Below are 24724 nucleotides of genomic sequence, written 5' to 3'. Positions count from 1 at the left end.
TCAAACACTGACCCCCCTCCGACGGAAGAAGGAGAAGAGCCAGCACATACCCACACCACAACTCACAACCAAACCACAACGGCCAGTTGATCATCCATGATGCGGAGTACCAAAAACATCTGGCACTGACATTCATCGACACACTGTTGAGTTCTCAAAGAACACGCACACACCATCACACCCGAAGACAACATCTCCGACCGATCCGGGGCAACCGCTCCAGCCTAACCCCTGACACCTCCCGACGCAATCGGAAACCATCAGCACATCCCGAAGAGATCGATCAAAATCGGTATCCTCGCGAAGTCCAGGCGCCTTCGTCCAACCTCGTGTCCCCAACCCTTACAGGCGGAGTCGGTGTCCGTGTCGCTCTGACTTCCAATAAGTTACGCGAAGGATAACGGAGCGTCAAATCCCCAGTTCATGGAAGTCCGGCGCATTGAATCCGCAGGTGGGCCGCGCGATGCACGGCCCACCTGCGGGCACTTCGAGAACTTACAACGGTGTGATGCGCCGCACCCTAGCGACCCACTACCTGGATGCCGGCGAAGTTCCGCTTACCGCGCCGAATAACGAGCCAGGTTCCGTGGAGAAGATCATCCGCGGAGGGGGTCCACTCTTCGCTACTGATCTTGCGGTTGTTCACCGACGCACCGCCTTCCTTCACCGCACGGCGGGCCGCCCCCTTGCTTTCGCACAACCCGCTGAGCACGAGCAGATCCACGATGCCGGCAGGGTCGCCCGGCGCCAGTTGTGCGACCGCCGCTTCGCGGAGGGCTGCAGCCAGCGTCGGCTCGTCGAGGTCCTGCAGTTCGCCTCGGCCGAAGAGCGCCTTGCTCGCGAGCTCCACCGCGCGGGTGTTGGCTTCACCGTGGACGAGGGTTGTCATCTCCGCTGCCAGCCGGCGCTGAGCCTCGCGGGCCTGCGGGCGTTCGGCTGTCGCGGTCTCCAGCTCGGCAAGCTCCTCGGCCGAGAGGAAGGTGAACCACCGTAGGTATTTGACGACATCGGCATCGCTCGTGTTCACGAAGTACTGGTACCAGGCGTAGGGGCTGGTCATCTCCGGATCGAGCCACAGGCTGCCCCCACCCGTCGACTTGCCGAACTTCTTGCCGTCGGCCGACGTCACCAGCGGCACCGTGAGCCCGTGCACCGTCGCGGCGTCGACACGGCGGTTGAGGTCCACACCGGCGATGATGTTGCCCCACTGGTCCGACCCACCCACCTGCAACGTGCATCCGTGACTACGGCGCAGATGGAGGTAGTCGTTGGCCTGCAGCAGCATGTAGCTGAACTCCGTGTAGGACATGCCGTCGAATTCGAGCCGGCGCTTGACGGTATCCCTCGCCAGCATCACGTTGACCGAGAAATGCTTGCCCACATCTCGGAGAAAATCGATCGCCGACAGCTTGCCGGTCCAGTTCATGTTGTTTTCGACGACGGCGCCGCTGGGCGAATCGTCGAAGTCGACGAACCGTTCGAGTTGACCGCGGATGCGATCGGCCCACGCGGCCACCGTGTCGGAGGAATTCATCGTCCGTTCGCCCACGTCGCGCGGGTCCCCGATCAGTCCGGTCGCCCCACCTGCCAGAACCACAGGGCGGTGCCCCGCGCGCTGGAACCGTTTCAGTGCGAGCAGGGGCACCAGGTGTCCGGCGTGCAGACTTGGCCCAGTCGGATCGAACCCCGCATACAGCGTGACCGGTCCGGCGTCGAGATCACGGCGCAGTGCGTCGAGATCAGTTGATTGGGCGATCAGCCCCCGCCAGGTCAGTTCATCGATGATGTTCTCAGTCACGTGGTCGATCATCCCATCCGTTCCTCAGCGGCCATCGCACGCGGGCTTCTGCGGTACACGGACACCGCGGCGGACTCCGGAATCCAAAAACGCCAGGGCCGGTCGGCGGCTGCACTGACCCCCACCCGAGGACCACTCACCCAACCCTCCGATTCGGCGATCTCGAGCCGGATCGGCGAATCGGCTGCGAACAGCGGCGCACCGTTGTCGGCAAGGGTGACACCGGTCGCCGACCCCAGATTTCCGGGGCCCCGTGCGAAATCAGCCGGCCGAGTGACCCGCGACCGTCGGACACGGACAGTCTCGTCACCGCCCAGCACCTCACCTGCACGCAGAAGCACTCCGCCGGCTGTGCCGACGGGCCCATACGACACATTCATGCAGTAGTGCATTCCGTAGCTGCGATACACGTACAGGTGTCCGGCCGGGCCGAACATCACTGCATTCCGGAGGGTCCTCCCCCGATACGAATGCGATGCGGGGTCCGGCCAGGGCCCCTCCTCTTCTCCTCCATACGCCTCCACCTCGACGATGCGAAGGCGTACGTCCTCAACGATGAGGGTGGATCCGAGCACGATTTTCGCGGCTTCGGTGGGTTCGGCCTCGGCAAGTCGATCGACAGTCACGCTTCGATTGTGCACGCCATTGACGCGGAGCTGTCTGCGGTCGCATAATTCATCGAGCAATGAATTCACCCAGTGATGAATTGAGGCACGCCATGGACGGCAGCCCTGCGATCGACATCCGGGATCTCCGTGTTCGGCGAGGAAGGAACGAGGTCTTGCACGGCGTCGACGTGCAGGTTCCGAGCGGCTCCATCACCGGACTTCTCGGTCCCTCCGGGTGCGGTAAGACGACGCTGATGCGGTGCGTGGTTGGTACCCAGATCGTAGAATCGGGCACCGTCACCGTTCTTGGATCGCCCGCGGGTTCGGTCTCCCTACGCAGTCGCGTGGGGTACGTCACCCAAACACCCAGCGTGTACGCCGACCTCACCGTCAAGAAGAACGTTTCCTACTTCGCCGCGTTGTACGGGCGACCCTCCAGCGCGGTCGCCGATGCGATCGACGCCGTCGGACTCACCCGGTTCGCCGGCCAGAAAGCTGGCGACCTGTCCGGTGGACAACTCGGACGAGCTTCTCTCGCATGCGCACTGGTCGCGGGCCCCGAGATCCTCGTACTGGACGAACCCACCGTCGGCCTCGATCCGCTGCTTCGTGTCGAACTCTGGGAGCGGTTCGAGGCCCTCGCCGCCGAGGGAACGACTCTCCTGGTGTCCAGTCATGTGATGGACGAGGCCGAACACTGCGATTCGCTGCTCCTCATGCGCGACGGCCACGTACTCGCGCAGGTGTCCCCCACCGGGCTGCGCGAGCAGACCGGTCAAACCAGCCTCGAAGACGCCTTCCTGACCTTGATCCGCACATCACATGTGGGAAGTGAAAACTGATGAACGTCAGAATCTTCGCCGCGACCGCCGGTCGGATCCTCGCACAGTTGCGGGCCGACCATCGCACGGTCGCCATGATCCTCGTGGTACCCAGCCTGCTGATGGTGTTGCTGTACTTCCTGTACCAGAACGTGCCTGCGGCGCCCGGTCAGCAGTCGCTCTTCGAGCGGGTCGCGATCACGATGCTCGGCATCCTTCCGTTCGTCGTGATGTTCCTCGTCACCTCCATTGCGATGCAACGAGAACGCACCTCGGGGACTCTCGAACGCCTCCTCACGACACCCTTGGGCAAGCTCGACCTTCTCGGCGGCTATGCGGCAGCCTTCTCCACGGCCGCCGCCGCGCAGGCCGCATTGGCCTGTGCCATCGCATTCGGCTTCCTCGGCCTCGATACCGAGGGCAGCGTGAGCTGGGTTCTGCTGATCGCGGTCCTGAACGCGATCCTCGGTGTCGCGCTCGGCCTTCTGTGCAGCGCCTTCGCCCGGACCGAGTTCCAAGCCGTGCAGTTCATGCCCGTCGTCGTGGTGCCCCAACTGTTCCTGTGCGGGCTACTCGTCCCACGCGACCAGCTCCCCACCTGGCTCGAGTGGATCAGCAATGTCCTGCCACTGAGCTACGCCGTCAATGCTCTCCAACAGGTCGCGATCCATCCGGGAACGACCGGGATCATGTGGCGGGATCTCACCGTGGTCGCGGCATTCGCGCTACTCGCGTTGTCCCTCGGAGCCGCAACACTGAGGCGTCGCACACCATGACCGCACCGCGTGCACGAGCGCGCTCCGGCCGCAGACCGGGAAATCAGGACACCCGAGCCCGCATATTGACAGCCGCGCGAAAACTGTTCGCGCAAAACGGGTTCGACAAAACAAGTGTGCGCGCGGTCGCCCTCGGCGCAGGCGTCGACGCGGCGCTCGTGCATCACTACTTCGGGACCAAGCGTCAGCTGTTTCTCGATTCCGTCGAGATTCCGGTCGATCCCACTCGGGTGATCGCACCGGTCCTCGACATCCCGACCGACGAGGTCGGGCGCCATCTCGCTGAGGCGGTGTTCTCGGTCTGGGAGTCATCGCACCGACCGGCAGTCGTTGCCGCGTTCCGTTCTGCGATGGCGGGAAACGAACCGAACTTGATCCGGACTTTCCTTGTGGAGGTAGTACTCCGTGACCTGGGCCCGAGAGTCGACCAGCCCCCCGGAACGGGAATGCTGCGGATGCAGCTGGTGGCGTCACAAATGGCCGGAATGCTGGTGACCCGGTACATCCTCGAGTTCGAACCACTCGCCTCTCTGCCGATCGAAGACCTGATCGACGTGATAGCGCCCACGCTCCAGCGCTATCTCACCGGCCCGGTACCGGGCTGATCAGCTCTCCTCGGTCACGATTCTGCGGACGCGCGTGCGACCAGCCGCTCGTGCTCGTCGTCATCCACATCGCGCGCCTCGTCGATGAGGAGAACCGGGATTCCGTTCTCGATGGGGTAGGCGCGCCGAAGCCGAGGGTTGTAGAGCAACTCGTCTCCGACCAGCAGCAGCGGTCCCTTGTCCTGCGGGCACGCCAGGATGCTGAGCAGTGTCGGATCAATAACCACGGATGTCCTCTCCAACCGTTCGGATGAGCAGCCTCAGATTACCGCGCACCGGCGGGCATGCCGACCCCGCCGTCGTGGAACTGCGCTGCTACCGCTTTGGTCAAGCGTTTGTACTCCTGTGTCGTCGCGTCGAGATACCAGACGCGTGTTCCTGGCTTGGGTAAGCCTGCCGCACTCAGACCGTCGGCATTCGGGCGGAACGACGAGCCCAGCGCAATGGCATCCACGACATGGACGATGTCGGGACGCCATCCGAGAGGAAGTGCTTCGATGGCGTCCGCTACGTCACCCAGCCGCGGCGGGCGTCCGTCGCGGAGGGTGAATGCCGCGGCCGCCAACTTCCGGCCGCCGACCTCGATCCCGTAGGCGACCGCCAGGTCGATCCTGTCGACGGCCGCCAGAGCGTCCACGATCGGTTGCGTGAACACCGGTCCTCGCACGGTCGCGATGACTGTCTTCTTGTGGTCGACCAGCCAGTAGTCACCGTCGGCGTCGCGGCGGAAGAGGTTCTCCGTCGCGATCCAGGCGTCACCGGCTGCGAAGATGCCTCGCATTGCCACGCCGGACATCTCACCGTGCACGCCGGCCCTGCCGAGGAGCAGACCGACTTCGTCGTCCGCGCATTCGCGGACGAAACCCCGATCGTCCTCGAGCAGGCGTCCGGAGATCGGGTCGTATGCGGCCAGTCGCACGTCTGCGCTCCCCGGCAGCGGCCGGCCCTTGCAACCGACCTTGGCGCCCGCGACATTCGCGAGAACGACATCGCCCTCGGTGGACGCGTAGAACTCGAGCACCTTCGCGGGCGCGAAGCACTCGGTGGTGCGCCGCCACAAGCCTTGGGGCATACCAGAACCGAGGAACAGGCGGATCGGGTAGTTACCGAGAAGATCGAGGCTTTCGGCGTTGAGGATTTCACGCATCATCGTCCACGTGTAGCTGACGACGGTCACGCCGTAACGCTGGACCTCCTCGGTGAATCGCTCGGCGTCGAGCCCCTTCGACAGAGCTATACGTGAGCCGCCTGCGACCGCTCCCCCGACCGCCGCCAGGAGACTGGATGAATGATGCAGGGGCGCAATGCAATACACCGTGTCGCCGCGATCGAGATCAGCAGCAGAGGCAGTACCGAAAGCCGACAGCGCCCACCGGTAGTTGGTGACCTGCTTGGTCTCCCAGTGCCCGTTCGATTCACTGCAGATGATGAACGCCAGTTCGCGCGCCAGCCCGGGGTCGGGCCGGTACCAGCCGGGCAAAGTGACGGACTCCGGGTCGATCTGCTCGAGATCGACGACGTCCGCCCCCGGGTCGACATCGAGACTGCGGAGGTCACCCCCACCGAGGACGAGGACCTGCATCCCGGTGGCGAGGGCGGCGTCGAGATTTTCGGGGTCGGTGACGATGCGTTCGACCCCGTCGATCCGGATGGCGGTGTGGATTTCGCGGCCCGGGGGAAGAAGAACCGCCACAGCGCCGAGCCGGGACAGTGCCGCGATGACGGCGAGCGCGCTCGGCCGGGTTTCCATGACCACACCGACGTGCGCGGAGGGGCGCACGCCGGCAGAGATCAGACCACGGACGACATTGTCGATCCGCTGGTTCACCGCCTCGTAGGTATGCACCCGGTTGTCGAAGAGGAAGCATTCACCGTTCGGCGCCTTCCGCCGTTGCTCCGCCAGGAGCCGGCTGAGGGAAATCTGGGTGTGCGGTTGAATCTGGCCGAGACGGGCCAACCGCGGAAGTGCGCGCGTGGCCTCCCCGGACAGTTCCACCGTGCCGCGAAGCGCGCCCGAGGCGAATCCGGTGATCCCCTTGCCGACACCCACGCCCACTTCCGCGACCGTGGCCACGGTATGGATGATGCGGTCACTGATCGACACGCCGGTCTCGCTGCCGAAGTGTTCGTCATACCGCATGAGATCGACACTGGACGGTTTAGGCCCCATCCCTTCGTTCCACCGCACCCATTCCCCGGTGGTCGGCCACGTGTGTGCCGCCGCAGCAGAACCGACCACGAGCCCGAAATGCCCTACCCGCAAGGTAGATTCATACACGTTGGCACGAGGCGCGGCCCTGCGGATCCCCCGCACCGCCAGCGGCTGCCCGATGTCGTCGACTTCACCGACGAACGCCATAATCGGGCAGGTGAGCTCGGCGAGGGACACGACACGGTCCTTGATCACGAAACCGCCGGTCATCATCCGATTGTGGACGATGAACTGCTTGAGAAGGTCTGCCACTGCCGGACCCGACCAGGCGACCCATCCCTCGGTCGCGAGGAACCGGCGCTGCTGTTCACGTGGGAGGAGCGCCTCCCGGTCGTGCAGTTGCCGGAGGAATTCGAGACGGGACTTGAGGGTCTTCACCGGGTCGAGGAGCTGAAAACCCGTGCGGGCCATCCACCCGGACACCGCAAGACGATTGAATACGTGGTCGGCGAGGAAAGCAGCTGCGTCACTGGCAAAGCCGGCGGGGATACCGAACGGCAGACCGGCCAGAGTGTCTACCGGGCTGCCGAACGTGATCAGACTCGCGATGTTGCGACTTCGGCGGTATGCAGCCGCCTGGTAGGCGAACATGCCGCCCTGCGAATACCCCGAGAGGTGGACGTCGCGGCCGGTGTGAGCACGAACCTTGTCGATGATTTCGCTGATCGCGACGATGTGATCCGCGAGATTCCTGTCCCATCCACCCTCTTCGGTGTCCGGCGACCCGAAGTCGACCACCCAGGGATCGACCCCCATCTCGTGCAGGATGCCGACGGCGCCCTGATCACGAGTCACGTCGTAGACGTCGGCCGACATCATCATCGGCGGCACCAACACGATGGGTGGACCGACATCCGCCGGGTCGGTGTCGGGAAAATATCGCCGGAGCCGGTACATCGGCTCGCGTTCGACCACCTCGAACGGCGAGGTGGTGAGATCGGTCTCCAGTCCGCCGAGGCGAACTACCTCCAACCCGTTCTGCGCCGTCGCCACTACCCGACGGATCGGGCCCTTTACCGTTTCGGTAGTCAAACCCACGAATACTCTCCCAGACTCTCGAACCGCGGCGAACGTCTCACTGCCGCCGCCCTCACCCTACTTCGCCCGACGCGTCACGCTGCCCTATTGGAGAGTCGCCGACGCAGGCGTCACCGGCACCACTCCCGCATCGACTCGGAGAGTCGGCGAACACCACCCAACTGTTCGGCTACCCGGACACCGGCGGTGCCACCGCGGGCGTTGCGCGATGCGATCGATCCCTCGACTGTAAGCACCTCCCGAACGTCCGGAGTGAGGGCAGGATCGACTCCAGCGAGTTCTTCGTCGGTGAGATCGTCCAAACCGACGCCCCGCGCCTCGGCGACACGCACGCACGCCCCCGCCGCCTCATGGGCGACGCGGAACGGAACGCCCTGGCGAACCAGCCACTCGGCGATATCCGTGGCGAGAGTGAACCCAGCGGGCGCCAGTTCCGCCATCCGGTCGGTGTGGAACTCGAGGGTCGAGACCAGCCCGGTGATCGCCGGCAGGAGCATCTCGAGTTGTGCCACCGAGTCGAATACCGGTTCCTTGTCTTCCTGAAGGTCCCTGTTGTAGGCGAGCGGTTGCGCCTTCAACGTAGCCAGAAGACCCGTCAGGTTACCGATGAGGCGGCCCGACTTCCCGCGGGTCAGCTCGGACACGTCCGGGTTCTTCTTCTGCGGCATGATCGACGAACCCGTCGACCAGGCATCAGCCAGCGTGATGTAGCCGAATTCGGGGGTGCTCCACAGGATGACCTCCTCCGCCATCCGCGACAGATCCACGCCGATCATCGCGAGCACAAAGGCGGCCTCGGCTGCGAAGTCCCGCGACGACGTCGCGTCGATCGAGTTCTCCGCCGAAGAATCGAACGCGAGTTCCGCGGCAATGGCCTCGGGATCGAGCCCGAGCGAGGACCCCGCCAACGCACCCGAACCATACGGGGACACTGCGGCTCGCACGTCGAAGTCACGCAGACGCTGCACGTCTCGCAGCAGGGGATGCGTGTGCGCCAGCAGATGATGCGCCAGCAGAACCGGCTGCGCAGCCTGCAGGTGCGTCTTGCCCGGCATCACCGCGGAAGGATGTGCTGCCGCCTGCGTTGCGAGCGCATCAACGACGTCCAACACCCCAGCCGCGACCCGGCGGACCGCATCCCGCAACCACATGCGGAACAGCGTCGCCACCTGATCATTACGCGAGCGTCCCGCCCGCAGGCGTCCCCCGACCTCCGGACCGACCCGATCGATCAGACCCCGTTCGAGGGCCCCGTGCACGTCCTCGTCGGAATCGCTCGGGCCGAACGCTCCGCTCGCGACGTCGGCGGCCAGGCTTTCCAGCCCACCCAGCATCGTCGCGAGGTCGTCCTCGCTGAGCAATCCCGCCTTGTGCAGGACCCGGGCGTGTGCCTGCGACGCCCGCACGTCATACGGGGCGAGGACCCAATCGAAATGGGTCGACTTACTCAGAGCCGCCATGGCAGCGGCCGGTCCGGATTCGAACCGACCGCCCCACAACGCACCTTCGTTGGTTCCGTGCGCCGTCATGCCTACAGGCCCAGATCGCGCTTCGCGGCGACCTTCGAGGACAGACCGTGGATCTGCACGAAACCCTTGGCGAACGACTGGTCGAAGGTGTCGCCCTCGTCGTAGGTGGCCAGGTTGAAGTCATAGAGCGACTGGTTGCTGCGACGCCCGTTGACGATGATCGCGCCGCCGTGCAGCACCAGACGGATGTCACCCGAGACACGTTCCTGCGTCTTCGCGATGAAAGTGTCCAGCGCCACCTTGAGCGGCGAGAACCACAGGCCGTCGTACACCAGCTCGCTCCAGCGCTGCTCGGTCTGCCGCTTGTAGCGGCCGAGCTCGCGTTCCTGCGTGACGTGCTCGAGTTCCTGGTGCGCGTTGATCAGCACCATGGCGCCCGGAGCCTCGTAGATCTCGCGACTCTTGATGCCGACCAGCCGATCTTCCACGACGTCGAGTCGCCCGACACCCTGAGCGCCTGCGCGACGGTTCAATTCCTGAATCGCCTCGAGGACCGACACCGGCTTGCCGTCGATTGCGACAGGGCGGCCTTCTTCGAAGCTGATGATCAGTTCGTCCGGGGCCTGCCAGTTGACGGTCGGGTCCTGGGTGTAGTCGTAGACGTCCTTGGTCGGCGCGTTCCACAGGTCCTCGAGGAAGCCGGTCTCGACGGCGCGACCCCACACGTTCTGGTCGATCGAGAACGGGGACTTCTTCGAGACGTTGATCGGGATCTCGTTTTCTTCCGCGAACGCGATGGCCTTCTCCCGGGTCCATGCGTAGTCGCGAACCGGAGCGATGACGTCGAGATCCGGAGCCAGCGAACCGAAACCGACCTCGAAACGGACCTGGTCGTTGCCCTTGCCGGTGCAACCGTGCGCGACGGTGGTGCCGCCGTAGGCGCGGGCTGCATCGACGAGGTGCTTGACGATCAACGGGCGGCTGATCGCCGACACCAGCGGGTAACGGTCCATGTACAGGGCGTTGGCCTGGATGGTCGGCAGGCAGTACTCGTCGGCGAACTCGTCACGTGCATCCACCACGACCGACTCGACCGCACCGCAGTCGAGCGCACGCTGGCGCACGACCTCCATGTCCTCGCCGCCCTGGCCGAGATCGATGGCGACAGCAACAACTTCCTTGCCGGTCTCCTTGCCGATCCAGCTGATGGCGACTGAGGTGTCCAGCCCGCCCGAGTAGGCGAGTACGACGCGATCGGCCATGGTCCTTGTGCTCCTTAGGTTGAAGATCTGTAGAGATGATTCAGTTGTCAGGCGAGGGATTCGATCCGGGCCGCGAGTTCTGCCCCGGTCAGCGGCTCGCGGGCCACCACGAGAAGCGTGTCGTCGCCGGCTACGGTTCCCACGACGTCAGGTAATGATGCCCGATCGAGTGCACTCGCCAGATAGTGCGCCGCCCCGGGGGGTGTTCGCAGCACCGCCAGGTTGCCACTCGAGTCCGTGGACACCAGCAACTCCCCCAGCAAGCGCGCCAATCTGTCCGTTCCGCCGGAGACTCCGCGTACCGGATTCCCGTCCTCCGGCACCACGTACACCCCGGCACCACCGTCGGCGGCGCGCAGCTTGACGGCCCCGAGTTCTTCGAGGTCACGGGAAAGCGTGGCCTGGGTCGCGTCGATCCCTTCAGCGGCCAGCAGGGACGCGAGTTCCGTCTGACTGCGGACGGGGTTGGTCGACAGAATCGCCACGATCCGCGCCTGACGCCCTGCCCGCGTCGGCGCGGTCGCCGCGTTGGCGGTACCCACTCGGTGTGGTGGAACCGGAGTCACGGACGGTTCCCGGATCGTTGGGCGAGAAGCCACACCAGGAGCGCCTTCTGCGCGTGCAGCCGGTTCTCGGCCTCGTCCCACACCACACTCTGCGGTCCGTCGAGCACCGCGTCGGTGATCTCCTCACCGCGGTGCGCGGGCAGGCAGTGCAGAACCACAGCTTCGGAATCGGCCCTCGCGAGCAGTGCGTCGTCGACCTGGAACGGACGGAACGGCCCGACGCGGTCGAGGCCGTCGTTCTCCTGTCCCATCGACGTCCACGTGTCGGTCACGAGTGCGTCCGCGCCTGCGACCGCCGAGTGCGCATCACCGGTCAGCGTGATCGTGGCACCGGTCTCGGCCGCGCGGGCTCGTGCCACCTCGACCACCCACGGCAACGGCGAAAACCCGTCCGGGCTGGCGATCGTGACGTCGACGCCTGCGGTGACTCCGCCCAGCATCAGGGAATGGGCCATGTTGTTGGCGCCGTCCCCGAGGTACGTCAGTTTCAGCCCCTTCAGCGATCCCTTGCGCTCGGCAAGTGTCTGGAGGTCGGCCAGGACCTGGCAGGGATGGAACTCGTCGGACAGGGCGTTGACGATCGGAACGCTCGCCCCGGAGGCCATGGATTCGAGGCGCTTCTGCCCGAACGTCCGCCAGACGACTGCGTCGACATACCTCGACAGCACCCGCCCAGTGTCCTGGAGCGTCTCCTCGCGGCCGAGCTGGGTGCTTCGTCCGTCGACCACCACGGCGTGGCCACCCAGTTGCGCGATGCCCATCTCGAACGAGAACCGTGTGCGGGTCGAGTTCTTCTCGAAGATGACGCCGACACCGCGCGGGCCTTCGAGCGGACGCTCCGCGAACGGATCCTTCTTGAGCCGGGCCGCGAGGTCGAGGACCTCGGCCTGCTGGGCAGGGGTCAGGTCGTCGTCACGCAGGAAATGTTTCACCACGATCGTCACTGCTTTCCCGGCTGAGCGGCCGATTGCGCGTTGTCGAGAATCGCGGGCAGCGCCGCGACGAAACCTTCGGCCTGGTCTTCGGTCAGAATCAGGGGTGGAGCCATCCGGATGACACCGGGCTGCGCCGCATTGAGCAGGTAACCGGCCTCGCGCGCCGCGTTCTCCACTGCGGGTGCGATGTCCTGGGTGAGGACGATACCGAGCAGCAACCCGGCGCCGCGGACGTGGTCGATCAAAGGATGTCCGAGCCCCTCGATACCCGCGGACAGCGACTTTCCGAGTGCGTCGGCGCGGGAGAGAAGATCTTCCTCGGCGATCGTGCGAAGCACGGCGAGCGCAGCCGACGCGCACACAGGGTTGCCGCCGAAGGTGGTGCCGTGTTTACCCGGCCCGAACAGATCGGCGGTCGCGCCCGTGGCGATGCAGGCGCCGATCGGCATTCCACCGCCGAGACCCTTTGCCAGCGTCATGACGTCGGGAACGATGCCGACGGCCTGATGGGCAAAGAACCACCCGGTCCGGCCGATCCCGGTCTGCACCTCGTCGAGCACCAGCAGCGCACCGCGATCCGCGGTGATCTTCCGTGCACCGACCAGGTATCCCTCTGGAGGAACGACGACGCCGCCCTCACCCATCATGGGTTCGAGGAACACCGCGGCGGTGTCGGTGTCGACTGCCCGGTCCAGCGCATCGAGATCGCCGTACGGCACGTGCTCGACACCGGGCGGCATCGGTTCGAACGGGGCACGCTTCGCTGCCTGTCCGGTGAGCGCGAGCGCGCCCATCGTGCGGCCATGGAAGGAGTTCTCCGCCGCGATGATCTTGGAGCGCCCCGTCGCGCGGGCGAGCTTGAATGCCGCCTCGTTCGCCTCGGTGCCCGAGTTGCACAGAAAGACCCGGCCGGGTGCGCCGAGATGGGACAGCAACTCTTCCGCCAGAGCAATCGCGGGTTCACTCGCATAGAGGTTGGACACATGTCCCAGCGTCGACAGCTGGTGGGTGACCGCCTCGATGATCGCCGGATGCCCGTGCCCGAGGATGTTGACGGCAATGCCGGCGAGAAGGTCCACATACTCTTTGCCGTCCGCGTCCGTCAGCACCGCGCCACGGCCACCCGTCAGCGCGACCCGTGGGACGCCGTACGTATTCATCAGCGCGCCCGACCACCGCTGCTGAAGTTCCGGAGTTCCGGTCATGAGACAACTCCCTCGGTAGATGTAGCCGGTGTCGGGGTCACCATGGTTCCGATGCCCTCACCGGTGAAGAGTTCGAGCAGCACAGAGTGCGGGACACGCCCGTCGATCACGTGGGCGGTGGGGACCCCGCCGCGGACGGCTCGCAAGCAGGCCTCCATCTTCGGCACCATGCCGGCGTCGAGACTCGGCAGAAGCTGCGCCAGTGCCGCGGTGTCGATCTCCGTCGCCAGCGAACCCCGATCCGGCCAGTTGGTGTACAGCCCCTCGACATCGGTCAGGACCACGAGCTTTTCGGCACCGATCGCCTCCGCGAGCGCCGCAGCCGCCGTGTCGGCGTTGATGTTGTGCACCACGCCGTCCGAGTCGGGCGCAATGGTAGAGACGACGGGTATCCGGCCAGCATGGATCAGGTCGAGCACGGCTTCCGGACTGACGGTCGTGACGTCGCCGACCAAACCGATATCGGTGGGACGCCCGTCGACCATCACGGTGCGCTTGGTGGCCGTGAACAGGTGGGCGTCCTCGCCGGAGATACCGACGGCATAGGGGCCGTGCGCATTGATCAGGCCCACGAGTTCGCGGCCGACCTGACCGAACAACACCATCCGCACCACGTCCATGACCTCGGGGGTGGTGACCCGAAATCCGCCCTTGAATTCGCCGGTCATCCCCAGTTTGGCGAGCATGGCATTGATCTGAGGTCCCCCGCCGTGCACCACTACCGGGTGTATCCCCACCGTGCGGAGGAACGCCATGTCGGCGGCGAACGCCGTCTTCAGTGCGTCGTCGATCATGGCGTTGCCGCCGTACTTCACGACCACGACCTTGCCCCGGAACTGCTGCAGCCACGGCAAAGCCTCGGCGAGCACGTGTGCCTTCTGGTGATCGGTGATACCGACCAGCGTTTCGCTGCCCGATGTCATGACGAGTACGCCGAGTTCTCTTCGACATAGGCGTGCGAGAGGTCGGTCGTCCGGATGGTGACGGCATGCTCGCCGACACCCAGATCGATGTCGAGGGCGATGTCGACGCCGCTCAGGTCCACCTCGCGGGCACCGGGCGCACCGATCCCGTCGATGCAGACGGGGGAACCGTTGAACGACACGGCGATCTTGTCCGGGTCCAGCTCTATCGGTGCGATTCCGATTGCCGCGAGCACGCGTCCCCAGTTGGGATCTGAACCGAAGATCGCAGTCTTGACCAGGCTGTCGCGTGCCACTGTCCGGGCACCGATCAAGGCGTCATTCTCACTCGCGGCACCACTGACAGTGACGCGCACCCGCTTGGTGACTCCCTCCGCGTCGGCCATCATCTGGTCGGCGAGGTCGTCACACACGGCGGTGACCGCAGCATCGAGTTCTGCCTGGCTGGGAGCGAAGTTACTGGCCCCGGACGCCAGAAGCAGCACGGTGTCGTTGGTCGACGTCGCACCGTCGACATCGAGGCGGTCGAAGGTCACGCGGGTGGCCGCACGCAGAGCCGCATCGAGCTGGGCGGCGGTGGCCACCGCATCGGTCGTAATGACGCAGAGCATGGTGGCCAGCGCGGGGGCAAGCATGCCGGCGCCCTTCGCCATCCCGCCGACGTTCCATTTGTCTGCGTGGTGCAGTGCGGACTGCTTCGGGACAGTGTCGGTGGTCATGATCGCGTAGGCGGCGTCGGTGCCTCCCGAGATACCACCGGCCAGTTCGTGCACGGCCTCGGTGACACCGGGGATGAGCTTGTCCATGGGCAGCCGATCACCGATCAGACCGGTCGAGCACACCGCGACTTCCACCGCGCCGGTCTCGGTCCCCCAGTTGCTCAGCGCCGACGCGACCTCCTCGGCCGTCCGGTGCGTGTCCTGGAATCCGCCCGCACCGGTACACGCGTTCGCCCCACCGGAATTGAGCACGACTGCGCGCAGCCGCCCCGTGCTCAGAACCTGCTGTGACCACAACACCGGAGCGGCCTTGACCTTGTTGGTGGTAAACACCCCCGCAGCTGCGAGCTCGGGGCCCTCGTTGAGCACGAGCGCCAGATCGGCATTTCCGTTGGCCTTGATGCCCGCCTTGATCCCGGACGCCCGGAACCCCGCCGGACCGGACACTCCCTGGGTGCGGACGAGCTTGCCGCCCGCGATATCGCGGGTGTAGGCGGTGTCGATTCTGCTGTCGTTGCTCACGGTGCGACTCCCACTGTCGAAAGCCCGGCGGTCTCTGGTAGCCCGAGCGCGAGATTCATAGATTGCACGGCCCCTCCGGCGGTGCCCTTGGTCAGATTGTCGATCACGGCGACGACGACGAGCTGACCGGCGTCCGCATCGACCGCGACAGCGATCTGAACGGCGTTGGACCCGGTGACCGCGCCCGTCTGCGGCAACGCTCCGGCCGGCAGCACGTGCACGAAAGGTTCTTCGGCGTACGCCTTTTCGTAGATCGCCCGAATCTCGCCCTCTGACGCGGTGGTCGCCGCGGTGCAGGTGGCGAGGATGCCCCGGGGCATTGGTGCCAAGACCGGGGTGAACGACACGGTGACCCGTTCACCGGCGAGTGCGGACAGGTTCTGAATGATTTCCGGGGTGTGCCGGTGTACGCCGCCGACTCCATAGGCGCGCACCGAACCCATTACCTCCGAGCCCAGCAGATCGGCCTTGGGCGCACGACCCGCGCCGGAAGCCCCGGTGACAGCGACGATGGTGACACGTGGTTCCACGACTCCGGCCGCGACGGCGGGAGCAAGCGCCAGGCTCGAGACCGTCGGGAAGCAGCCGGGCACGGCGATACGCGTCGCACCGGTGAGCTTCTCGCGCGCACCGGGTAGCTCGGGAAGTCCGTACGGCCAGCTACCGGCGTGTGGGCTCTTGTAGTAGCGCTCCCAGTCGTCGGCGTTGGAGAGCCGGAAGTCTGCGCCGCAGTCGATGATCACGGTGGAATCGGGCAGCGCCTTCGCGTACTGCGCCGAATTGCCGTGCGGCAGACCGAGGAACACCACATCGTGGCCACTGAGCGTCTCGACCGTGGTGTCCTCGAGAATGCGGTCGGCGAGCGGGAGGAGATGCGGGTGATGTGAGCCGAGACTCGATCCGGCGCTACCACCGGCGGTGAGCGCGCCGATGACGAGTGATCCGTCGGCGTAGGACGGGTGCCCCAGCAGCAGACGCAACACCTCGCCTCCGGCGTATCCACTCGCGCCGGCGACGGCAATCCTGATCGGTTTTCCCGCGTGCTCAGTCATACGATTTATTATGCATCATCATGCAAGCTAATTCACGCACGGGTGGCCGGAGCCACCGGATCGGCGGTCATTGCTTGCCGAGCGACCGCCGGATCTCATCCAGTTTGGCCTTGCCCGCCTTCTTCCGCGCTTCCCACTGTTCGTCCACCGATCGGCCGGACGAGCTCTCGTGCGCCAGTTCCGCCGACCCGATCGACGTGCCGAAACGCTCCTCGATCCGATCCCGCACACGATCGAACGTCGGGACGCCTCCCGTGGTGTAGTCGGGCTCGGGTATCCGCGCAGTGGCGTCCGGGACGATCTCCGCGGTAACCGGTTCCTCCGTCGGGACTGCGCTACCGACGTCGACGGCGGCGAGGAGTGCCCCGAGACCGGGACGACCGGCAGCAACTGCGCGCACCACCTCGAGGAACTCGGCGTCGGTCAGCTCACTCGCCGCCGATACGACGTCGCGCACTTCGGCCATCGTCCCGCTCCTCACGCTCCCCTGGTCTGCACCCCAGGCTACGGGTCAGCTGCGCAATTCGGCACCCACCGACGCAGCGGCGGCAGCGACCGCGGCGTCGCGGGCTGCACTCGCCTCGTCCTCGGTCAGTGTGCGGTCCACTCCGCGGAACCGGAGCGCGAACGCCAGCGACTTCCGGCCTGGTCCGACCTGCTCACCCTCGAAGACATCGAACAGACGGATATCCTCGAGAAGCTCACCACCGCCCGACCGCAGCGCCTCTTGCACGGTGCCGGCCGGCACAGTTGCGTCGACAACGACCGCGACGTCCTGCAGCACCGCCGGGAAGGGCGACACCTTCGGGGCGGGGAGGTTCTCCACAAGTGGAAGAGCGTCGAGGTCGATCTCGACAGCGCACGTCCGCGGCGGCAGACCTGCCCGCTCGAGGACAGCGGGATGGAGCTCACCGGCATGCCCGACGACCACGCCGTCCCGCAACAATTCCGCGCCACGGCCCGGGTGCCACGGCAGATGCTGCGTCGCCCGGAAGTCGAGTTCGACTCCTGCAGCAGAGGCGACTGCGCGGGCGGCCGAAAATGCATCGCTCGCCTCGGCGGCGCGACCAGGCCCCCAGGGGCCGCTCGGCTCGCGCATCCCCGTCAGCACGGCGGCCACGTGCACCGGCTGAGCCGGCAGCGACTGCAACAACTCGGCGATCTCGTCTTCGGTCGGCCGCCGGTCGACCGGGAGGGCGCCGACCGGCTTCGTGTCGGGACCGGGCAGCACGACCTGTGCGATGCCGAACAGCGACAGGTCGCGCTGACCGCGGGAGACGTTGCGAGCAAGCACCTCGAGCAGCCCCGGTAGCAGTGTCGTCGCCAACTCCGGGCGATCCGACTCGAGCGGATTGAGCACCTTGACGGTGTTCCTGCGCGGATCTTCCGGGTCCAGCCCCCAGGCGTCGAAGACGGCAGCGGGAAGGAACACCGGCGGAAGAACCTCGACGTATCCCGAGAAGGCGAGCGCCCGGCCGACAGCACGCTTGCGGCGCTGGGCAGGCGTCAGGCCACGGCCCGCAGGCGCCGCGGGAAGCACCGACGGAATCTGCTCGAGTCCCTCGAGACGCAGCACCTCCTCGACGAGATCGGCAGGCTGGACGAGATCGGGACGCCACGACGGCGGGGTGGCAACGAGCTGCCCGTGCCCACTGTCGCTGACGCCGACCTCGACGTCGCACCCGATCTGCGTCAACCGGCGGGCCGCCGTGCCGTTCGGGTAACACACCCCGGCCACGCGGTCCGGCAGGTCGATATCCATCCGAATGGGGGCGGGACCGGTGACCCCACCGACATCGGTGAGCACAGGCTCGATACGTCCACCGGCAATCTCGACCAGTAACGACGCCGCCCGGTCCAGGGCGGCGACGGCGATCTCCGGATCGACCACGCGCTCGAAACGCTTACTGGCCTCGCTCGACAACTTGTGTCGACGTGCCGTTCTGAACACCGCGAGCGGATTCCACGTCGCCGATTCGAGGAGGATGTCGGTGCTCGCGGCATTGACCTCGGTGGTTGCCCCACCCATGACGCCGGCCAGAGAGATGACGCCGGAGTCGTCGGCGATGACGACGTCCTCGGGGTCGAGGATCCGCTCCACCTCGTCGAGGGTGGTTAGTTTCTCGCCGTCCACTGCCCGGCGGACCACGAGGTCGCCACTGATCTTGGCCGCGTCGAACGCATGCAGGGGCTGACCCAACTCGAGCAACACGTAATTGGTGACGTCGACGGCCGGCGAGATCGGCCGGACACCCGACAACAACAGTCGCCGCTGCAGCCACCAGGGGCTGGCCGCCGTCGGATCGATACCCGTGACACGGCGTGCGGTGAAGCGGGTCGCCTGAGTGTCGGGGTCGACCCGCACAGGCCATGCCTCGCCCTCGGCGGGATGAGCCGGCACCACGGCCGGGTCGAGGTACTCGAGATCGAACCCACACGCGAGCTCGCGGGTCAGCCCGCGCACCGAGAAGCAGTAACCACGGTCCGGCGTGATATTCAGTTCGATGACGGTGTCGTCCAGACCCAGCAACACATTCGCGTCGGTACCGGGCGCCGCGGCCCCGGGCTCGAGCACCAGAATTCCGGAGTGATCCTTGCCGATACCGAGTTCGGCCACCGAACAGATCATCCCGTCCGAGACCTGGCCGTACGTCTTGCGGGACGCAATCGCGAAGCCTCCCGGAAGCACCGCGCCCGGGAGTGCCACGATCACCAGATCGCCTTCCGCGAAGTTGCGGGCACCGCACACGATGCCCTGCGGTTCCGGCGCGCCGACATCAACCTTGCAGAAGCGGATAGGCTTCTTGAACTCGGTGAGCTCGGTGATCTCGACGACCTTGCCGACGACGAGCGGACCGTCGACGGCCTCGAGGCGATCGACTTCCTCCACTTCGAGCCCCACGCGGACGAAGCCCGCGTCCAACTCCTCCGCGGTGACGCCCCACTCCGGGGTGGCACGCTGCAGGATCTCGGTCAGCCAGGATTGCGCTACTCGCACGTCTGCTCAGCTCTCTCGTTCGTGAAATGTCGTGACTGTGGACGGATGCGGGAGTATCGCGCTCAGCCCTGGACACCGAAGGGCAGCGTGAACCGCACGTCACCCTCGATGATGTCGCGCATGTCCGGGATGCCGTTCCGGAATTGCAGCGTGCGCTCGAGACCCATACCGAACGCGAAGCCGCTGTACACCTCGGGGTCGATTCCGCAGGCACGCAGCACGTTCGGGTTGACCATCCCGCAGCCACCCCACTCGACCCAACCGGCGCCGCCCTTCTTGTTCGGGAACCAGACGTCCACCTCCGCGGAGGGCTCCGTGAAGGGAAAATAGTTGGGACGCATCCGCGTTCGGGTGTCCGCACCGAACAACGCTCTAGCGAAGGCATCGAGCGTGCCCCTCAGATGCGCCATCGTGAGGCCTTTGTCCACGGCGAGACCTTCCACCTGATTGAAGACAGGTGTGTGGGTGGCGTCGAGTTCATCGGTGCGGAAAGTGCGCCCGGGGCACACCACGTAGATCGGGAGTTCCCGTGAGAGCATCGTGCGCACCTGAACCGGCGACGTGTGGGTGCGCAGCACCTGACGCGAACCCTCGGGAGCGATGTGGAACGTGTCCTGCATCGTCCGCGCGGGGTGGTCGGGCAGGAAGTTGAGCGCGTCGAAGTTGAAGTGCTCGGTCTCGACTTCCGGACCTTCGGCGACCTCCCAGCCCATGCCCACGAACACATCTGCGACCTGCTCCGAGATGATGCTGATCGGGTGCCTGGCCCCGACCGGCTGGCGCTGCGGCGGCAGTGTGACATCGATCGCTTCGGCGACCAGCACGGCGGCATCGCGTTCGGCAAGCAGAACAGCTCGCCGATCGTCGAATGCCGCGCTGATCCGGGTTCGCGCGACGTTGACGCGCTTACCCGCGTCGGCCTTCTCCTTGCCCGGGAGGGCTCCGAGTCCACGGCGAGCGAGGGCGATGGGCGACCTGTCACCCATGTGGTCGACTTTCGCTTTGGCGAGGTCGTCCAGGTTCGCCACCGCGGAGAAAGCCTTCTCGGCGTCCTCCGCCGCCGCCGTCAAGGCCTCTTCGGTGAGCGCACTCGCATCGACCTCTGGTGACGCAGCGCCCTCTTTTTTAGCCACGACCGGTGCCACTCCTTCAGTTCTTCTCGGGCAAACTCGAGACGAGACGAAACGCTCGTCGAAAGAATCCTATGCGATCGGAATATCTCGATTTCAGCTGTCGGTGCGCGTGTGGTTCTGGATCCGCGCGCTCGAGTACAGGCAGATGGCCGCCGCGGTCGCCAGATTCAGGCTCTCGGCACGGCCGTGAATCGGGATCCGTACCCGATGATCCGCCCTCGCGGCCACGGACGCATCGAGCCCGTGGGCCTCGTTCCCGAACAACCACGCCGTCGGACGCGACAGCATGTCGTCGGCGTCGTCGAGGTCTACTTCACCGTCCGCTGCGGTGGCGAGCAATTGGATTCCCGCCGCGCTGATGCTGTCGAGTACCGCGGCGGTGTCCCGCTCACGCACCACCGGTAGGTGGAAGAGGCTTCCCGCGGACGCCCGGACGCACTTCCCGTTGTGCGGGTCGACGCTGTCGCCCGCCAGAATGGCAGCGTCTGCACCCACTGCGTCCGCCACCCGGATGACGGTTCCTGCGTTGCCGGGTTCGGACACCGACACCGGGACCGCGAGAAGCCTGGTACCTGGTCCCACCGCGTCCGACAGCGGCACGTCCAGGAGGTCACACACGGCGACCAGGCCGGGTGGGGTGACTGTGTCGCTGAGACCACGCACCGCCCGGTCCGTCACCAGCGACGTTCGAACGCCGACAGCCTCCGCCCGCCCGATCAACTCGGCGTACCGCTGCCGCGCATCTTCCGTGTAGAAGAGATCGTGCACGGCGCGGGTGGCCAACGCCTCCCCGACCGAGTTCTCCCCCTCCACGAGGAACCGCCCTGCCTTGCGACGTTCCGCCGTACGCAGGAGCTTCACAGCAGAAACGACCCGCGGGGTGCGCTCGGTGAGCGGGTCCACGGGTCGTTTCCGGACTTCGGAACTGCGGGGTGCGAGACTCAGGCTGCTTCCCCGGCAGGAGCGTTCACATCAGCCGGGAGCGCCGCCTTGGCGAGAGCCACGAGGCCGGCGAACGCCGCGGCGTCCGACACGGCGAGCTCGGCCAGGTTCTTGCGGTCCACCTCGATCTCCGCGAGACGCAGGCCCTGGATCAGACGGTTGTACGTGATGTCGTTCGCACGTGCTGCAGCGTTGATACGCGTGATCCACAGCTTGCGGAAATCACCCTTGCGCGCACGGCGGTCACGGTAGGCGTAGGTCAGCGAGTGGAGCTGCTGTTCCTTGGCCTTGCGGTACAGACGCGAGCGCTGTCCGCGGTAGCCGCTGGAGGCTTCGAGAATCGAACGACGCTTCTTCTGGGCGTTTACCGCCCTCTTTACGCGTGCCACTGAAAAATCCTGTCAATCTTGGGGCGGGTAAACGCCCCGGGTGGTCAGTAAAAGGAGTGTCGACTCAGATGTCGAGCAGGCGCTTGATGCGCGGGGTGTCAGCCTTGCTGACGACAGCCGTGCCATCGAGGCGACGCGTCACCTTGGTGGGCTTGTGCTCGAGCAAGTGGCGGCGACCGGCCTTCTGGCGCAGGATCTTTCCGGTGCCGGACACCTTGAATCGCTTCGCAGTGCCGCTATGGGTCTTCGACTTGGGCATGGAGTCCTCAGTTCTGTGTTTCCGGATCTGAACATCCGGGTCGTGCTGGTGGAGTCGGACTAGCTGGTGGGCGCTTCGCCGGGCGCACTGCCGCCCGCCGGCTCCGAAGGCGCCGCGGGAGCCTGTTCGGCCGGCGCCGGAACTGCACGCTGAGCCGGAGGCGCTGCCGCGCTTTCCTGCGCCTTGACGCGCGTCTTCGCACCCTTGTGCGGAGCGAGCACCATCGTCATGTTCCGGCCGTCCTGCTTGGCGGACGTCTCGACGAAGCCGAGGTCGGCAACATCAGCACCGAGGCGCTGCAGCAACCTGAAGCCGAGTTCCGGCCGCGACTGCTCACGCCCGCGGAACATGATGGTGACCTTGACCTTGGACCCGGCCTCGAGGAAGCGAACAACATTCCGCTTCTTGGTCTCGTAGTCGTGATCGTCGATCTTCGGACGGAGCTTCTGCTCCTTGATGACCGTGAGCTGCTGGTTCTTACGCGACTCACGCGCCTTCTGCGCTGCCTCGTACTTGAACTTGCCGTAGTCCATGATCTTGCAGACCGGCGGGCGAGCGTCGGGGGCCACCTCGACCAGGTCGAGATCGGCCTCGAGGGCCAAGCGGAGTGCATCTTCAACACGCACGATGCCAACCTGTTCACCTCCGGGTCCGACGAGGCGGACCTCGGGAACTCGGATGCGATCGTTGATGCGGGTCTCAGTGCTGATGGGGCCTCCTAGGTTGAACGGTCTGGTCTCGAGACCGCCGGCAGCCCGTACGCCCGGATTCCCAACAAAAAAGCCCCGCTGCGGTGAAAACTCACCATGCGGGGCCCGATGTCGACCGATCAGACAATCTCACGGCTTACGCCATTCCACCATCTCCTCGCTTGAGGAACCCGACTCGAGGCAAGCCTCAAACCAGGTGACCGGACCACTGAACTGCAGTCTTACCTGCCGCGCAGAGGTGGGAGCCGGACTCCACTTGCTGCCCCCGACAAGATTCGAAGGCGGTCGTTGCGTCAAGGGTAACATTTGCGCACCTCGTCGGCTAATCGATACCGGCGCGTGGCGGGCGAGCGTCGAGATGGAAAGCTCTTCGGCATGACGCAGAACTCTGACGACGCCCTCACCGGAGGCACCGACAACGGTGACCAGAATACCGAAGTGCGAGAGCTGGCCGAAGTGCCCGCAGTCGAGGTGATCAGCCGCGCGGCGGTCATGCTGATGAGTTCGGCGGCCGAGAAGCTCGGCCTGTCGGATCCGGACCCCGAGTCCAGTCCGCACCTCGACCTCGACGAGGCGCGGCGCGTCATTACCGCACTCGCCGGCCTGGTCACTGCCTCGGTGGAATACCTCGGGCCGCACGCCGGACCCATTCGGGAGGGCCTGCAGGCATTACAGCGCGCGTTCCGTGAGGCATCGTCGCATCCCGACGAACCCGGCAAGGGACCTGGAGAGAAGTACACCGGCCCGGTCTACTGACGTTCGGCGAGCAGAACAAGACCGAACGAAACTCCGCCGAGGTCGGCAGCTTCCTTGCCGCGTCGCCGATCCCGTTCAGCGCGCAGACAGTGAGCACGAAGCCGAACTCGACGCTCTGGGCAAGCACAAGCGGGGTAAGGCTGCCTGTACGTTCTACGGTCCATGCACGACCGGCGCAGTCTGCCGAATAACGCGACCAGCAATTCCGGCAGTTCGGTGGATCCGTTACCCGACTGTGACAGAGATGGCGCCACGGGCTGCCACCGATGCAGGTTCACTCCGACCATGACACACACAGCCACCACACAGACCCATATCGTCTTGGTTCCCGGCTTCTGGCTCGGGGCGTGGGCCTGGGAGTCGGTCGCGGCCGACTTGCGAGGCCGCGGCCATCACGTCACGGCCGTGACGCTGCCGGGACTGGACTCGATCGATACGGATCGCAGCAGCGTCAGCCTCGACGATCACATCTCCGCGGTGGTGACCGCGGTCGCAGCCACACCGGTTTCGGAGCGTGCGGTGCTCGTCGGCCACAGCGGTGCGGGGCCGGTGGCGTACGCCGCGAGCGATCGCATCCCGGACGCGCTGGCGCGGGTGATCTATGTCGACTCGGGCCCTCTGCAAGACGGCGTAGCTCTGCGAGACGATCTCGGCGCGTCGGTCACTGAACTTCCGCTGCCCAGTTGGTCGGAGCTGGAAGCCGAAGGCAACAGCCTCGAGGGATTGGACGAGGTGATGCTCGAGACGTTCCGCAGCCGAGCAGTCCCCGAACCTGCAGGGCCGGCCCGAGACACATTCGCGCTCAGCGACACCCGCCGCCTGGAGGTGCCGACCACCGTGGTCTGCACCAGCTTCCCGTCCGAGGCTATCCGGCAACTAGCAGGCGTCGGCCACCCGATGGCCGTCGAACTGGGCCGGATCGCGAAGGTCGACTACGTCGATCTGCCTACCGGCCACTGGCCGATGTGGTCGCGGCCGGCCGACCTCGCCGAAGAAATCGACGCGGCCGCTGCTCGATAACCGAAC

24 protein-coding genes are annotated in these 24724 nt (G+C 65.8%); 5 read left to right on the top strand and 19 right to left on the bottom strand.

Annotated elements, in window-relative coordinates; genetic code table 11:
• Positions 1-520: 520 nt before the first annotated feature.
• Positions 521-1798: a tyrosine--tRNA ligase gene (gene tyrS, locus NOF53_RS08420; protein ID WP_255967202.1), complete on the bottom strand. Its 1278-nt coding sequence runs from the start codon at positions 1796-1798 to the stop codon at positions 521-523.
• Positions 1799-1806: 8 nt separating this feature from the next.
• Complete coding sequence (locus NOF53_RS08415) at positions 1807-2424, bottom strand: DNA-3-methyladenine glycosylase (protein WP_255967200.1); 618 nt, start codon at positions 2422-2424, stop codon at positions 1807-1809.
• A 92-nt stretch (positions 2425-2516) separates the two neighbouring features.
• Between NOF53_RS08415 and NOF53_RS08410 the strand changes: the two genes are divergently transcribed.
• The 3 genes from NOF53_RS08410 to NOF53_RS08400 are packed head-to-tail and all read left to right on the top strand — an operon-like array spanning position 2517 to position 4608.
• The gene (locus tag NOF53_RS08410) at positions 2517-3248 is read left to right on the top strand and encodes an ABC transporter ATP-binding protein (RefSeq protein ID WP_255967249.1); all 732 of its coding nucleotides are present in this window, start codon (positions 2517-2519) and stop codon (positions 3246-3248) included.
• Positions 3248-4003 carry an ABC transporter permease gene (locus tag NOF53_RS08405; protein ID WP_255967198.1) on the top strand — a complete coding sequence of 252 codons (756 nt, stop codon included), beginning with the start codon at positions 3248-3250 and terminating at the stop codon, positions 4001-4003. Before NOF53_RS08410 ends, NOF53_RS08405 begins: the two co-directional genes overlap by 1 nt.
• On the top strand, positions 4000-4608 hold the full coding sequence (locus tag NOF53_RS08400) for a TetR/AcrR family transcriptional regulator (protein WP_255967196.1): 609 nt from the start codon (positions 4000-4002) through the stop codon (positions 4606-4608). The genes NOF53_RS08405 and NOF53_RS08400 overlap by 4 nt, the downstream gene beginning before the upstream one ends.
• 14 nt (positions 4609-4622) lie before the next feature.
• Here NOF53_RS08400 and NOF53_RS08395 read toward each other — a convergent pair whose 3' ends face one another.
• From NOF53_RS08395 to infC, 17 genes are all read right to left on the bottom strand, one after another.
• Entirely contained in the window at positions 4623-4835 is a 213-nt protein-coding gene (locus tag NOF53_RS08395) for a Trm112 family protein (protein WP_255967194.1), read from the bottom strand.
• A gap of 38 nt (positions 4836-4873) precedes the next feature.
• On the bottom strand, positions 4874-7858 hold the full coding sequence (locus NOF53_RS08390; protein WP_255967192.1) for an acyl-CoA synthetase: 2985 nt from the start codon (positions 7856-7858) through the stop codon (positions 4874-4876).
• A 110-nt stretch (positions 7859-7968) separates the two neighbouring features.
• Positions 7969-9387 (bottom strand): argininosuccinate lyase, encoded by a 1419-nt coding sequence (gene argH / locus NOF53_RS08385; protein WP_255967190.1) that lies wholly within the window; start codon positions 9385-9387, stop codon positions 7969-7971.
• Between the two features lie 2 nt (positions 9388-9389).
• Positions 9390-10589, bottom strand: coding sequence for an argininosuccinate synthase (locus NOF53_RS08380; protein WP_109329432.1), 1200 nt, complete (start codon positions 10587-10589; stop codon positions 9390-9392).
• Positions 10590-10636: 47 nt separating this feature from the next.
• Positions 10637-11131, bottom strand: coding sequence for an arginine repressor (locus NOF53_RS08375; protein WP_255967188.1), 495 nt, complete (start codon positions 11129-11131; stop codon positions 10637-10639).
• A gap of 20 nt (positions 11132-11151) precedes the next feature.
• Positions 11152-12099, bottom strand: a complete 948-nt coding sequence (gene argF / locus NOF53_RS08370; RefSeq protein WP_255967186.1) for an ornithine carbamoyltransferase — start codon at positions 12097-12099, stop codon at positions 11152-11154.
• Positions 12096-13295, bottom strand: coding sequence for an acetylornithine transaminase (locus NOF53_RS08365; RefSeq protein ID WP_255967184.1), 1200 nt, complete (start codon positions 13293-13295; stop codon positions 12096-12098). Before NOF53_RS08365 ends, argF begins: the two co-directional genes overlap by 4 nt.
• Complete coding sequence (gene argB, locus NOF53_RS08360; protein WP_255967182.1) at positions 13292-14218, bottom strand: acetylglutamate kinase; 927 nt, start codon at positions 14216-14218, stop codon at positions 13292-13294. The genes NOF53_RS08365 and argB overlap by 4 nt, the downstream gene beginning before the upstream one ends.
• Positions 14215-15459: a bifunctional glutamate N-acetyltransferase/amino-acid acetyltransferase ArgJ gene (gene argJ / locus NOF53_RS08355; protein ID WP_255967180.1), complete on the bottom strand. Its 1245-nt coding sequence runs from the start codon at positions 15457-15459 to the stop codon at positions 14215-14217. Before argJ ends, argB begins: the two co-directional genes overlap by 4 nt.
• Positions 15456-16511, bottom strand: coding sequence for an N-acetyl-gamma-glutamyl-phosphate reductase (gene argC / locus NOF53_RS08350; RefSeq protein WP_255967178.1), 1056 nt, complete (start codon positions 16509-16511; stop codon positions 15456-15458). The genes argJ and argC overlap by 4 nt, the downstream gene beginning before the upstream one ends.
• Before the next feature lie 67 nt (positions 16512-16578).
• The gene (locus NOF53_RS08345) at positions 16579-16977 is read right to left on the bottom strand and encodes a hypothetical protein (RefSeq protein ID WP_255967176.1); all 399 of its coding nucleotides are present in this window, start codon (positions 16975-16977) and stop codon (positions 16579-16581) included.
• Positions 16978-17022: 45 nt separating this feature from the next.
• On the bottom strand, positions 17023-19509 hold the full coding sequence (pheT, locus tag NOF53_RS08340) for a phenylalanine--tRNA ligase subunit beta (protein ID WP_255967174.1): 2487 nt from the start codon (positions 19507-19509) through the stop codon (positions 17023-17025).
• 62 nt (positions 19510-19571) lie between these two features.
• Positions 19572-20642: a phenylalanine--tRNA ligase subunit alpha gene (gene pheS / locus NOF53_RS08335; RefSeq protein ID WP_255967172.1), complete on the bottom strand. Its 1071-nt coding sequence runs from the start codon at positions 20640-20642 to the stop codon at positions 19572-19574.
• A 93-nt stretch (positions 20643-20735) separates the two neighbouring features.
• Entirely contained in the window at positions 20736-21545 is an 810-nt protein-coding gene (locus NOF53_RS08330; protein WP_255967170.1) for a TrmH family RNA methyltransferase, read from the bottom strand.
• Positions 21546-21583: 38 nt separating this feature from the next.
• Positions 21584-21973, bottom strand: a complete 390-nt coding sequence (gene rplT / locus NOF53_RS08325) for a 50S ribosomal protein L20 (protein WP_005247385.1) — start codon at positions 21971-21973, stop codon at positions 21584-21586.
• A gap of 64 nt (positions 21974-22037) precedes the next feature.
• Positions 22038-22232 (bottom strand): 50S ribosomal protein L35, encoded by a 195-nt coding sequence (gene rpmI / locus NOF53_RS08320; protein WP_109329424.1) that lies wholly within the window; start codon positions 22230-22232, stop codon positions 22038-22040.
• Positions 22233-22291: 59 nt separating this feature from the next.
• Positions 22292-22942: a translation initiation factor IF-3 gene (gene infC / locus NOF53_RS08315; protein WP_255967247.1), complete on the bottom strand. Its 651-nt coding sequence runs from the start codon at positions 22940-22942 to the stop codon at positions 22292-22294.
• A gap of 375 nt (positions 22943-23317) precedes the next feature.
• Between infC and NOF53_RS08310 the strand changes: the two genes are divergently transcribed.
• Together NOF53_RS08310 and NOF53_RS08305 are read left to right on the top strand one after the other, a co-directional pair.
• Positions 23318-23698 (top strand): DUF1844 domain-containing protein, encoded by a 381-nt coding sequence (locus tag NOF53_RS08310; protein WP_255967158.1) that lies wholly within the window; start codon positions 23318-23320, stop codon positions 23696-23698.
• Between the two features lie 285 nt (positions 23699-23983).
• Positions 23984-24718 (top strand): alpha/beta fold hydrolase, encoded by a 735-nt coding sequence (locus NOF53_RS08305; protein WP_255967156.1) that lies wholly within the window; start codon positions 23984-23986, stop codon positions 24716-24718.
• Positions 24719-24724: the final 6 nt, after the last annotated feature.

Source organism: Rhodococcus tibetensis, from assembly GCF_024438035.1.
In the GTDB taxonomy this organism is placed as follows: domain Bacteria; phylum Actinomycetota; class Actinomycetes; order Mycobacteriales; family Mycobacteriaceae; genus Rhodococcus_F; species Rhodococcus_F tibetensis.
This window is presented reverse-complemented; position numbering and strand designations above follow the sequence as displayed.